This is a genomic window from Pseudomonas sp. GV105, assembly GCF_003058185.1.
GTDB lineage: Bacteria > Pseudomonadota > Gammaproteobacteria > Pseudomonadales > Pseudomonadaceae > Aquipseudomonas > Aquipseudomonas veronii.
On sequence record NZ_QBUF01000003.1, the window covers coordinates 229,443 to 241,889 of the forward strand.

At 60.8% G+C, this 12,447-nt stretch carries 12 protein-coding genes; 3 read left to right on the plus strand and 9 right to left on the minus strand.

The window, feature by feature from the left end; all coding sequences use genetic code 11:
- Window positions 1-55 precede the first annotated feature (55 nt).
- The 9 genes from thrC to ffh all read right to left on the minus strand — a co-directional run bounded on the left by thrC (window position 56) and on the right by ffh (window position 8,547).
- Complete coding sequence (gene thrC, locus C8K66_RS07265; protein ID WP_046382201.1) at window positions 56-1,465, minus strand: threonine synthase; 1,410 nt, start codon at window positions 1,463-1,465, stop codon at window positions 56-58.
- A gap of 67 nt (window positions 1,466-1,532) precedes the next feature.
- On the minus strand, window positions 1,533-2,837 hold the full coding sequence (locus tag C8K66_RS07270; protein ID WP_017846133.1) for a homoserine dehydrogenase: 1,305 nt from the start codon (window positions 2,835-2,837) through the stop codon (window positions 1,533-1,535).
- Between the two features lie 129 nt (window positions 2,838-2,966).
- Window positions 2,967-3,698: a thioredoxin fold domain-containing protein gene (locus tag C8K66_RS07275; RefSeq protein WP_003175893.1), complete on the minus strand. Its 732-nt coding sequence runs from the start codon at window positions 3,696-3,698 to the stop codon at window positions 2,967-2,969.
- 156 nt (window positions 3,699-3,854) lie between these two features.
- Window positions 3,855-4,751, minus strand: coding sequence for a site-specific tyrosine recombinase XerD (gene xerD / locus C8K66_RS07280; RefSeq protein WP_017846134.1), 897 nt, complete (start codon window positions 4,749-4,751; stop codon window positions 3,855-3,857).
- A 223-nt stretch (window positions 4,752-4,974) separates the two neighbouring features.
- The gene (rplS, locus tag C8K66_RS07285) at window positions 4,975-5,325 is read right to left on the minus strand and encodes a 50S ribosomal protein L19 (RefSeq protein WP_003175895.1); all 351 of its coding nucleotides are present in this window, start codon (window positions 5,323-5,325) and stop codon (window positions 4,975-4,977) included.
- Window positions 5,326-5,370: 45 nt separating this feature from the next.
- Window positions 5,371-6,144, minus strand: coding sequence for a tRNA (guanosine(37)-N1)-methyltransferase TrmD (gene trmD, locus C8K66_RS07290; protein WP_169864091.1), 774 nt, complete (start codon window positions 6,142-6,144; stop codon window positions 5,371-5,373).
- A complete protein-coding gene (gene rimM / locus C8K66_RS07295; protein WP_008014731.1) occupies window positions 6,126-6,662 on the minus strand; it encodes a ribosome maturation factor RimM in 537 nt (178 codons plus the stop codon). The genes trmD and rimM overlap by 19 nt, the downstream gene beginning before the upstream one ends.
- A gap of 5 nt (window positions 6,663-6,667) precedes the next feature.
- Window positions 6,668-6,919 (minus strand): 30S ribosomal protein S16, encoded by a 252-nt coding sequence (gene rpsP / locus C8K66_RS07300; RefSeq protein WP_003175899.1) that lies wholly within the window; start codon window positions 6,917-6,919, stop codon window positions 6,668-6,670.
- Between the two features lie 251 nt (window positions 6,920-7,170).
- Window positions 7,171-8,547, minus strand: coding sequence for a signal recognition particle protein (gene ffh, locus C8K66_RS07305; RefSeq protein WP_017846136.1), 1,377 nt, complete (start codon window positions 8,545-8,547; stop codon window positions 7,171-7,173).
- Window positions 8,548-8,766: 219 nt separating this feature from the next.
- Here ffh and C8K66_RS07310 point away from each other — a divergent pair, with 219 nt between their 5' ends.
- From C8K66_RS07310 to C8K66_RS07320, 3 genes are all read left to right on the plus strand, one after another.
- A complete protein-coding gene (locus tag C8K66_RS07310; RefSeq protein WP_026139922.1) occupies window positions 8,767-9,579 on the plus strand; it encodes an inner membrane protein YpjD in 813 nt (270 codons plus the stop codon).
- A 12-nt stretch (window positions 9,580-9,591) separates the two neighbouring features.
- Entirely contained in the window at window positions 9,592-10,830 is a 1,239-nt protein-coding gene (locus tag C8K66_RS07315; RefSeq protein ID WP_108524503.1) for a transporter associated domain-containing protein, read from the plus strand.
- A 271-nt stretch (window positions 10,831-11,101) separates the two neighbouring features.
- Complete coding sequence (locus C8K66_RS07320; protein WP_017846139.1) at window positions 11,102-12,412, plus strand: MFS transporter; 1,311 nt, start codon at window positions 11,102-11,104, stop codon at window positions 12,410-12,412.
- Window positions 12,413-12,447 lie beyond the last annotated feature (35 nt).

Below are 12,447 nucleotides of genomic sequence, written 5' to 3' on the forward strand. Positions count from 1 at the left end.
ACCCACGGAAGGGAAAGCGGCGTTTTTGTCTGCGCCAGGGCGCCGGCAGTTTGCCTTACAGCGGCTTACCGCGATTGCCATGCTGGCTGACAAACGCCTGCATCGCCTTCAGGTCATTCGGCAGCACGGTGCAACGCTCTTCACGCTCGAACAGGTCGGACAGATGCTCCGGCAACTCCAGCGCCTTGCCAACGCCGGCCTTCTCCACCGCTTCCGGGAATTTGACCGGGTGCGCGGTGCCGAGGATCACCATCGGGATATCCAGGCTGCGACGGCATTCGCGTGCAGCCCTCACGCCGATCGCGGTGTGCGGGTCGAGCAGTTCGCCGGTCTGGGCATAGACTTCTGCGATGGTTTCGCAGGTCTGTGCATCGTCCACGGCCAGGGAGTCGAACAGCTTGCGGGTTTCGGTCCAGCGCTCTTCATCGACACTGAAACCGCCACCGCTTTTGAAGGTGTCCATCAAGCCGGCAATCGCCGCACCGTTGCGGCCGTGCATGTCGAACAGCAGGCGTTCGAAGTTCGACGACACCATGATGTCCATCGACGGCGACAAGGTGGCGTGCAGGGTTTCCTTGACGTACTGGTTGCCGCTCATGAAGCGGTGCAGGATGTCGTTGCGGTTGGTGGCGACGATCAACTGATTGATCGGCAGGCCCATGTTGCGCGCCAGGTAGCCGGCGAAGATGTCGCCGAAGTTGCCGGTCGGCACCGAGAACGACACCGAACGCGCCGGCCCGCCCAGCTGCAGCGCAGCGTGGAAGTAGTAGACGATCTGGGCCATGATCCGCGCCCAGTTGATCGAGTTCACCGCAACCAGGCGCGTGCCCTTGAGGAAGCTCTGGTCAGCGAAGCTGTTCTTGACCATTTCCTGGCAGTCGTCGAAGTTGCCTTCGATAGCGATGTTGTGGATGTTTTCACCGAAGATGGTGGTCATCTGCCGACGCTGTACTTCCGACACGCGCTTATGCGGGTGCAGGATGAAGATGTCGACGTTTTCGCAGTGCTTGCAGCCTTCGATGGCCGCCGAGCCGGTATCACCGGAAGTGGCGCCGATGATCACCACGCGCTCGCCGCGCTTCTCCAGCACGTAATCGAGCAGGCGCCCCAACAGTTGCAGAGCGAAGTCCTTGAACGCCAGGGTCGGGCCATGGAACAGCTCCAAAACCCACTCATTGCCATTCAGTTGGCGCAGAGGCGCGATGGCGTTGTGGGAAAACACGCCGTAGGTCTCTTCCAAGATCTTTTTGAAATCCGCATCCGGAATGCTGCCGGTGACGAACGGGCGCATCACCCGGAACGCCAGTTCGTGATACGGCAGGCCGGCCCAGGAAGCGATTTCTTCCTGGGTGAAGCGTGGCAGGTTTTCCGGCACGTACAGGCCGCCGTCGGTGGCAAGGCCTGCCAACAGGACGTCTTCGAAATTCAGGGCCGGTGCCTGGCCGCGGGTGCTGATGTAACGCATGACTGGCTCCTCTAAAACATTCTCGAACAGGGGCCGCCGATCACACGGGGCCCCTGGAACAAATCGGTTAGTTCAGGTGTTCGACGCGAATCCGTACCACCGGGCCCACTACGCCTTGCAAGGCTTCCAGGGCTTTGATGGCATCGTTGATGTGCTGCTCGAGCACGCGGTGAGTCAGCAGGATCATCGGCACCTGGCCGTTCTGCTCCTCGACTTCCTTCTGCATGATCGACTCGATGTTGATGCCACGTTCCGACAGGATGCTGGCAACCTGGGCCAGTACGCCCGGATGATCCTTGGCCTGGATGCGCAGGTAGTAGGCGCTTTCGCACGCCTCGATCGGCAGGATCGGGTGGGCCGACAGCGAATCCGGCTGGAAGGCCAGGTGCGGCACGCGGTTTTCCGGGTCGCTGGTCATGGCGCGAACCACGTCCACCAGGTCGGCGATCACCGACGAAGCGGTCGGTTCCATACCGGCGCCGGCACCGTAGAACAGGGTCGAACCGGCGGCGTCACCGTTGACCATCACGGCGTTCATCACGCCATTGACGTTGGCGATCAGGCGGTCGGCCGGGATCAGCGTTGGGTGTACGCGCAACTCGATACCGGCCGCGGTGCAGCGCGCCACGCCCAGGTGCTTGATGCGATAGCCCAGGGCTTCGGCGTAATTCACGTCGGCGGTGGTCAGCTGGGTGATGCCTTCGGTGTAGGCCTTGTCGAACTGCAGCGGGATGCCAAAGGCAATGGACGCAAGGATGGTCAGTTTGTGCGCCGCGTCGATGCCTTCAACGTCGAAGGTCGGGTCGGCTTCGGCGTAACCCAGAGCCTGGGCTTCGGCCAGCACGTCTTCGAAGGTGCGGCCCTTCTCGCGCATTTCGGTGAGGATGAAGTTACCGGTGCCATTGATGATGCCGGCCACCCAGTTGATGCGGTTGGCGGACAGGCCTTCACGGATCGCCTTGATCACCGGGATACCACCGGCCACCGCGGCTTCGAACGCGACGATCACGCCCTTCTCACGCGCCTTGGCGAAGATCTCGTTGCCGTGGACGGCGATCAGCGCCTTGTTGGCGGTGACCACGTGCTTGCCGTTTTCGATCGCCTTGAGCACCAGCTCGCGGGCAATGGTATAGCCGCCCACCAGCTCGATGACGATATCGATTTCTGGGTTGGTCGCCACGGCGAAGACATCGTTGGTAATCGCAATACCGGTCGTTTCGAACTGAGGCTTTGGCGAACGCGTGGCAATTTGCGCCACTTCAATCCCGCGCCCTGCACGGCGGGAAATTTCTTCAGCATTACGCTGAAGTACGTTGAAGGTGCCGCCACCGACGGTCCCTAACCCACAGATGCCTACTTTGACCGGTTTCACTGAAGAACTCCCCATGAAACGGCCGACGCGAGGTCGGCCGTGGAAAACAGCCGCACAACCGCGGCTTTCAATTAATGGCCCATCGACTTATCAAAGGGCCATGATCGTCAAAGGTTCGACGATGCTGGTTTATTTGGCACTCAGCGCCAGTTTGGCAACTTGCGGTGCCGGCTGATAGCCCGGAATCACCTGGCCGTCAGCCAAAACGATGGCCGGTGTACCGTTTACACCAATGGACTGGCCCAGGGCGAACTGCTTGGAAACCGGATTGGCGCACTTGGCCGCTTTGATTTCCTTGCCGTCGACCATCTTGTCCATCGCCGCTTTCTTGTCGGCCGAGCACCAGACCGCCTGCAACTGCTCGTCGCCCGGCGAACCGAGGCCCTGACGCGGGAACGCGACATAGCGCACTTCCACACCGAGCTTGTTCAGCGCCGGCACTTCGGCGTGCAGCTTGTGGCAGTACGGGCAGGTGGTGTCGGTGAACACGGTGATGTGCGTCTTGGTCTCGCCGATGGCCGGGTAGACCACGGTTTCTGCAACCGGAATGCCGTTGATCAGCTTGGACACGCCCAGGCGCTCGGCTTTCTCGGTCAGGTTGACCGGCTTACCGTCCTTCAACTGGAACAGGTAGCCCTGGACAATGTACTGGCCGTCGGCACTGGCATACAACACGCGGCTGCCCTTGAGCTTGACTTCGTACAGACCGGCCATCGGGCTGGCACTGATGCTTTCGATCGGTGTGTCGAGTTGCAGGTTGGCCAGGCTCTTGCGAATAGTCTGCTCGGCAGCGTCATCGGCGACGGCAAAGGTGGAAACCAACGCAATGGCTGCGGCGGCAATAATCTGGGTCAAGCGCATGGGAACTCCTGAAGGCAGATGCAGGGACGGGTGTGTCGAACACCGATCTGGAAACACGGCACTGTAATCACAAGTCACGCCGTCCCCTTTGCTAACCGGCAAAGCCTACCACAGTTGGGCCGCAGGGCAGCCCGTGGCGGGATAATTTGGCGGTTTTCAGCCTCGCGGATGGTGCTTGGCGTGCATATCCTGCAAGCGCGCCCGTGCCACATGGGTGTAGATCTGGGTTGTGGATAAGTCACTGTGGCCAAGGAGCATTTGCACCACGCGCAAATCCGCGCCGTGGTTGAGCAAATGCGTGGCAAATGCATGGCGCAGAGTATGCGGCGACAGGCTCTTGCCGATCCCTGCCACCTTGGCCTGGTGCTTGATGCGATGCCAGAAAGTCTGGCGGGTCATCTGCTCACCGCGCTGGCTGGGGAACAGCACATCGCTGGGGCGCCCACCGAGCAGTTCGCCGCGCGCATCGCGCATGTAGCGCTCGACCCACACAATCGCTTCTTCGCCCATCGGCACCAGCCGCTCCTTGCTGCCCTTGCCCATCACCCGCAGCACGCCCTGGCGCAGGTTGACTTGCTCGAGGGTCAGGCTGATCAGCTCGGTCACCCGCAGGCCGCAGGCGTACAGCACTTCGAGCATGGCACGGTCGCGCTGGCCGATGGCTTCGCTCAAGTCCGGGGCGGCGAGCAAGGCGTCGACATCGGCTTCCGACAAGGACTTGGGCAATGGCCGACCCAATTGCGGCATGTCGACCTGTAACGTCGGGTCGAGGGCAATGAGCTTTTCCCGCAGCAGGTAGCGATAAAAGCCACGCACACCGGAAAGGAAGCGCGCTGTGGAGCGCGGCTTGTAGTTCTGCTCCAGGCGCCAGGCCAGGTGATCGAGGATCAACTCACGGCCGGCATTGATCAGCTCGAGGTTTTTTTCCTGCAGCCAGCCGTTGAACAGCGCCAGGTCGCTGCGGTAGGCCTGGCGGGTGTTGTCCGACAGGCCTTTTTCCAGCCAAAGGGCGTCGAGGAAGCGGTCAATCAGAGGATGGTCGATGGCGGGCATGGGGGCTCAGGCAGATGACGGTGGTGTCTGGTAGATCCTATCGCAGGCAAGTCGGCTCCCACATTGGATTTGTGTCGTGCATCGATTTTATGACCACTAATGATCAAGTGTGCAAGCTGGCCCGCCTGCGATAACCGCGCAGCCGACCCGGACCCGTCAATAAATCCCAGGCACAAAAAAAGCAGCCCGCAGGCTGCTTTTTTTCTGCATCGGGAAGCTGGACTTAAGCCAGTTTTTCCTTGATGCGAGCTGCTTTACCGGACAGGTCACGCAGGTAGTACAGCTTGGCTTTACGCACGTCACCGCGACGCTTAACGGCCATGCTGTCGATTTGCGGGCTGTAGGTCTGGAAAGTACGCTCTACGCCAACACCGTTGGAGATTTTACGAACAGTGAAAGCACTGTTCACACCACGGTTACGCTTGGCGATTACCACGCCTTCGAACGCTTGCAGACGCGAACGGTCGCCTTCCTTCACTTTCACCTGAACGACAATGGTGTCGCCCGGGGCAAAGGTAGGGATCTCTTTGGTCATCTGCTCTGCTTCGAGTGCAAGGATGATTTTGTTAGTCATGCTGTGCTCCTAAGGTAAGTCAATGGACCTACCATCGATACGTTGTTAACTATCGTCCCGCGCGAGGATGTATTCCTCGAGCAGCTTCTTCTCTTCTCCAGAAAGCGAGCGGCTTTCCAGAAGATCGGCGCGTCGTTCATAGGTCCGACCAAGGGACTGCTGTAAACGCCAACGCCGGATGTGTGCGTGATTGCCACTTAGCAATACGTCGGGAACACGCTGATCCGCATACACCTCCGGTCGGGTGTAGTGCGGGCAATCCAGCAAACCATCCGTGAAGGAATCTTCCTCCGCGGAGTCCGCATGCCCTAAAGCTCCAGGCAGCAGTCGTGTAACCGCATCTATCAGGACCATCGCCGGCAGCTCACCGCCAGACAGGACATAGTCCCCAATCGACCACTCTTCATCGACATGAGCTTCAATGAAACGCTCGTCAATGCCTTCATAGCGACCGGCAATCAGGATCAGTGCTTCCTCATTCGCCAGTTCGCGTACCGCCGCCTGTTTCAGCTGACGGCCTTGAGGGGACAGGTAAATTACCTTCGCCTTCTCCCCGGCGGCAGCCTTGGCCTGAGCCAACGCGTCTTCCAGGGGCTTGATCTTCATCACCATGCCCGGGCCACCGCCAAATGGGCGATCGTCCACAGTGTGATGTCGATCCGTCGTGTAGTCTCGCGGGTTCCAACAGGTGAGCTGCAAGAGCCCCTGTTTCACCGCCCGACTGGTGATGCCGTACTCGCTGATGGCGGAGAACATCTCGGGAAACAAACTGATCACTTCAATGCGCAAATTAGCCACGCTTAGAAGTCCGCGTCCCATTCCACCTTCATCTCGCCCGCGGCCAGGTCGACGGCCAACACGCATTGCTCGGTATAGGGCAACAGGCGTTCGCGATCATCCAGGCTGCCAGCGCAAGGCTTGACCACCATTACATCATTGGCGCCGGTTTCCAGAAGATGATCGATTTTCCCGAGCAATTGCCCGAGTTGATCAATAACCTTCAGACCTTCCAGCTGGTACCAGTAGTACTCGCCGTCGGTCAATTCAGGGAACAGGTTGCGCGGCACGCAGATCTCATAACCGGCCAGAAGACGAGCTTCTTCACGATCATCAAGACCCTTGAGCTTTGCGACCAGGAACTTATCGTTCCCGCGTCCACTGACCAGCTCGACCTGTTTCACATTCCCCTCGCGCTTGAGCGTCCAGGTTTTGTACTGCAACAGGTTTTCAGTCGGATCAGTAAAGGAATACACCTTCACTTCGCCGCGAACGCCATGAACAGAGTAAATCTTGCCGATAACGATCAAATCATCAGCAACAGCTGGCGTCGCGTTCATATTGCTCAGGCTGCGGCCTTAGCCGAGTCCTTCAACAACTTGGCAACACGCTCGGAAGGCTGTGCACCAACGCTCAGCCAGTAGGCTACGCGCTCTTGGTTCACGGACAGACGAACTTCTTGACCACGAGCAACAGGGTTGAAGAAACCAACCTGTTCCTTGTGCGAACCGTCACGCGGGTTGCGGCTGTCGGTTACGGTCAAGTGGTAAAACGGGCGCTTTTTGGAGCCGCCAAGGGCAAGACGGATTGTTAGCATGTGAACATCGTTCCTGTAGTCGGTGCTGCAAATCTAAATGCACAGCGGGCATAGGTGCCCGAAAGGCCGCATATTCTAAGGAATATCCGGACTTTTGCAAATGTCTTTTTCTGGCGCCTATCAGCGTGCCATTCAGATCTGCTATAGAGCCGTCGGTTAAAACGGCAAGTCAGCTCCCGCCAGACGGCGGGTTTGCTGGAGATCCCACATCCCTGTGGGTCGGAGCAGGAGCATGCTCCCGCTCGAATACTTTACATTTTCGGCATGCCGCCGCCGGGCAACATACCGCCCATGCCGCGCATCATCTTGGCCATTCCGCCCTTGGCGGAGAATTTCTTCATCATCTTCTGCATCTGCTTGTGCTGCTTGATCAAGCGACCGATGTCCTGCACCTGGGTGCCGGAGCCCATGGCGATCCGACGCTTGCGCGAACCGCTGATCAGCTCAGGGTCGCGGCGCTCGGCCGGGGTCATGGAGTTGATGATGGCTTCCATCTGCTTGAACTGCTTCTCTGCCGCGCCCTGGGCATTGCCCATTTGCGCCAGGTTCACACCGCCGATGTTCGGCAGCTTGTCCATCAGGCCGCCGAGGCCGCCCATGTTCTTCATTTGTTGCAACTGATCGCGGAAGTCTTCGAGGTCGAAGCCCTTGCCCTTCTTCAGCTTCTTGGCCAGTTTATCGGCCTTGTCCTTGTCGAGCGTCGCTTCGGCCTGCTCGATCAGGCTGAGCACGTCGCCCATGCCGAGGATACGCGAAGCGATACGTTCAGGGTGGAACGGTTCGAGCGCGTCGCTCTTCTCGCCCATACCGATGAATTTGATCGGCTTGCCGGTGATGGCGCGCACCGACAGCGCGGCACCGCCACGGGCGTCGCCGTCGACCTTGGTCAGGATCACGCCGGTCAGCGGCAGTGCGTCACCAAAGGCCTTGGCGGTGTTGGCCGCATCCTGGCCGGTCATGGCGTCGACCACGAACAGCGTCTCGACCGGGTTGATCGCGGCATGCAGCGCCTTGATCTCGCCCATCATCTCTTCGTCGATGTGCAGGCGACCGGCGGTATCGACGATGACCACGTCGATGAACTTCAGCCTGGCTTCTTTGATCGCCGCGTTGGCGATGTCGACCGGCTTCTGGCTCAGGTCGGACGGGAAGAAGGTCACGCCCACTTCGCCCGCGAGCATTTCCAGCTGCTTGATGGCCGCCGGACGGTACACGTCGGCCGACACCACCATCACGGTTTTTTTCTTGCGCTCTTTAAGGAAGCGCGCCAGCTTGCCGGCGGTGGTGGTCTTACCCGCACCTTGCAGACCGGCCATCAGCACGACGGCCGGCGGCACGGCGCTGAGGTTCAGGTCTTCGTTGGCCGCGCCCATCAGGCTCTCGAGCTCGGCCTGGACGATCTTCACAAAAGCCTGGCCCGGCGTCAGGCTGCGGGACACTTCGGTGCCGACCGCGCGCTCCTTGACCGAGTTGACGAAGTCCTTGACCACAGGCAAGGCCACGTCGGCTTCCAGCAACGCCATGCGTACTTCACGCAGGGTGTCTTTGATATTGTCCTCGGTCAGCTTGGCCTTGCCGGTTACATGGCGCAGCGTCTGCGAGAGACGGTCAGTCAAGTTTTCAAACATGCGCGATCCTTTCAGGCCCTATGGTAGACCGAGGTAATGGCGGCCCAGGCTGTGATAAATCGCTATTAAAAACAGCGCTCGGCGAGCCTGCGGCGTGGGCAGGTCGCGGATTATAGCGAAGACTGCGCCCATGCACACCCGCTGTCTGGCCCTGAAGTCTTTCGTGGAACGCAGGTGTATGCCAAACTCAGCGCCTTTCGGGCTTGCCTAACAGGATTTATGCTCCCTTTGTCACCCAGTTTGCTACCCAGTCTCGCCGCCGCCTTTTTATATGCCGCTGCGACCCTCTACCAAGGCACTCGCCTGGCGCAAGGCGCCAAGGCAGACACTCGCCTGCTGGCAGGCCTTGGCGTCCTCGCCCTGCTGGCCCATGCCGCGAGCCTGTTCACCCACTTGATGACGCCGGTCGGCCTGGGCCTGGATTTTTTCAGCGCCGCCAGCCTGATCGCCGCCGCAGTGATCGCCCTCACGCTGATCGCCTGCGCACGCATCCCGGTGGAAAACCTGCTGGTGCTGCTATTCCCCCTGGGCATGCTGACGGTGCTGCTGGCGCAATTCGCCCCCACCGGCACGGTGCAGGTGATCGACGAAGAGCCGGGCATCCTTGCGCATATCCTGCTGTCGATCCTGGCCTACGGCATGTTCACCATCGCGGTGTTCCAGGCGTTGCTCCTGCTCGTGCAGGACCATCAGCTCAAGCACAAGCATCCGTCGGGCCTGATCAAGAACTTCCCGCCGCTGCAAACCATGGAAAGCCTGCTGTTCAGCTTCCTGTGGGCCGGCTGGACGCTGCTGTCGCTGTCGCTGATCTCTGGCTGGCTGTTCGTCGAGAACCTGTTCGCCCAGCACCTGGTGCATAAAACCCTGCTGGCGTGCCTGGCGTGGGTGGTGTTCAGTGTGCTGTTGTGGGGCCGCAACCGCCTTGGCTGGCGCGGGCACAAGGCGATCCGCTGGACCCTGGCCGGTTTCTGCCTGCTGATGCTGGCCTATTTCGGCAGCAAGCTGGTTCGCGAATACATCCTGCATATCTGACGGGCAGCGATCATGGACAACTTGCCCTTAGGGCCGATGCTCGCGGTAATCGCCTTGCTGATTTTGTGGGCGGCGCTGTTTACCGCCATCGAAGCCGCACAACAGCACCTGCTGGCCCTGCGCCCCGGTACCCGCCAGGGCGACAAAGCCGCCGCCCGTCTGCACTTCCCGCGCCACAGCATGATCCTCTGCAACACCCTGTGCCGTGCTGGCGTGGTGATCCTTTGCACCCTGCTGGCGATCTATGCCTGGGCGCAAAACGGCGCGTGGCTGGGCTGGCTGGTTTCCTGCACGATCCTGCTGGTGCTGGCCGATTACCTGCCGCGCGCCCTGGCCACCCGCCATCCGCAAGCGGTGCTGGGCTTCGGCAATGCCCTGCTGGGCGTGCCGCTGAAAATTATCTACCCCCTCGCCTGGCTGCTCAATGGCATCAGCCTGCTGTTGCTGCGCCCCTTTGCCCGCCCGCCGGGCATGGTGAAAAAAAGCGACGACCCGCAGCCCGACCATGATGACGAACCCGAGCCAGAGGGAGATGAACGTCGCACGCCCGGCATGCCCGGTATCCACGCGCTGGACAACATCACCGTCAACGACATCCTGGTGCCGCGCAGCGAAGTGGACGGCATCAACCTGGACGACTCGCTCGACGCGATCCTTGAGCAACTGCGCAACTCCCAGCGCACCCGCCTGCCGGTGTTCCACAGCGACATCAACCAGGTCGAAGCCGTGCTCAACACCCGGCTGATCCAGCACCTGCTACCGGATGCCAGCCTGACCAAGGAGACCTTGCTCGAGGCCTGCTACGAACCCTACTTCGTCCCGGAAAGCACGCCCCTGCAACTGCAACTGCTGAACTTCCACAAGCAACAGCGGCGCCTGGGCATGGTGGTGGACGAGTATGGCGAAGTGCTGGGCATCGTCACCCTGGAAGACATTCTCGAAGAAATCGTCGGCGAATTCGAAAGCGAACAGAGTGCCGATAACCCGCATATCGAAGCGCAACCGGACGGCCGCTACATCGTCGACGGCACCGCCTCGATCCGCGAATTGAACAAGAGCCTGGCCTGGCACCTGCCCAGCGACGGGCCCAAGACCCTCAACGGCCTGGTGACCGAAGCGCTGGAAACCATTCCCGATTGCGCGGTGTGCCTGAAGATCGGCCGCTACCGCCTGGAAATCCTCGAAACCGAAGACAACCGCGTGAGCAAGGTGCTGATCTGGCACACCAGCCGCGTGCCGGTTGCCACGTAGCCTCGCTGACGGAACACACTGATCCACTGTGTGCAGACGATCAGATTTTCCCCCTTGTTGGATGCGCAACCCCCTTCCTATAATCGGGTCGGCTTACCCAAGCCGCGCCCGACCGCGTGCTATCCGCACGGACCGCGTCCAGGCACTGCCTTGCCCTGTACGACCGGTGTCCGCTCTCATCCCGAGCCGCTCCGCCCACACCCCTGATCCATGGGTGTTCGACCAATAATAATCCGCGTCCAAACGCGCACTGCCCCTCAGGGATACCGCCATGAGCACCACCTATAACGAGGCTGCGACCGCCGCCCCGACCAACTCGACCGCCCGCGTCGCCACCGCCAGCATCGTCGGCACGGCCATCGAGTTCTACGACTTCTATATCTATGCCACTGCGGCCGCGCTAGTGATCGGCCCGGTGTTCTTCCCGCAGACCTCCGGCACGGCGCAGATGCTCGCGTCGTTCCTGACCTTCGGCATCGCGTTCATCGCCCGCCCGCTGGGTTCGGCGCTGTTCGGCCACTTTGGCGACCGTATCGGCCGCAAATCGACGCTGGTGGCTTCGCTGCTGCTGATGGGGGTGTGTACCACGCTGATCGGCTTGCTGCCGGGGTATGACAGCATCGGCGCCTGGGCACCGATTCTGTTGTGCGTGCTGCGTTTCGGCCAAGGCCTGGGGCTGGGCGGGGAATGGGGCGGTGCGGCGCTGCTCGCCACCGAGAACGCGCCGAAGGGCAAACGCGCGTGGTTCGGCATGTTCCCGCAACTCGGTCCTTCGATTGGCTTCCTGGCGGCCAACGGCCTGTTCCTGATCCTGGCCATGAACCTGAACGACGAGCAGTTCCGCAGTTGGGGCTGGCGCATCCCGTTCATCCTCAGCGCGGCGCTGGTGATGGTCGGCCTGTATGCGCGGCTGAAGCTGCATGAAACCCCGGTATTCGCCAGTGCGGTAGCGAAGGAAGCACCGGTAAAAGTGCCGTTGGTGGAACTGTTCAGCCAGCATTGGCTGCCGGTGCTGCTGGGTGCCGCGTCGATGGTGGTGTGTTATGCGCTGTTCTATATCACCACGGCGTTTTCCCTGAGCTACGGCGTTTCGACCCTGGGCTACAGCCGCGAGACATTCCTCGGCTTGCTGTGTTTTGCCGTGTTGTTCATGGGCCTGGCGACGCCGCTGGCAGCCTTGGCCAGCGATCGATTCGGGCGCAAGCCGGTGCTGATTGTCGGTGCGCTGCTGGCGATTCTGTCGGGTTTCACCATGGAGCCGTTGCTGACCCACGGTTCGACCTGGGCCGTGGCGCTGTTCCTGGCCCTGGAGCTGTTCCTGATGGGTGTGACCTTCGCGCCGATGGGCGCGCTGCTGCCGGAACTGTTCCCGACCCGCGTGCGTTATACCGGCGCTTCGGCGGCGTATAACCTGGGTGGGATCGTCGGTGCGTCGGCGGCACCGTTCTTCGCGACCAAGCTGGTGGCGATGGGCGGGCTGAGTTATGTCGGCGGGTATGTGTCGGCGGCAGCGTTGCTGAGCTTGATTGCGGTGCTGTGCTTGAAAGAGACGCGGGATAACGATTTGAACAAGGTTGCCTGATAGATCGCTATCGGGGGCAAGTCGAATCGTCGCAC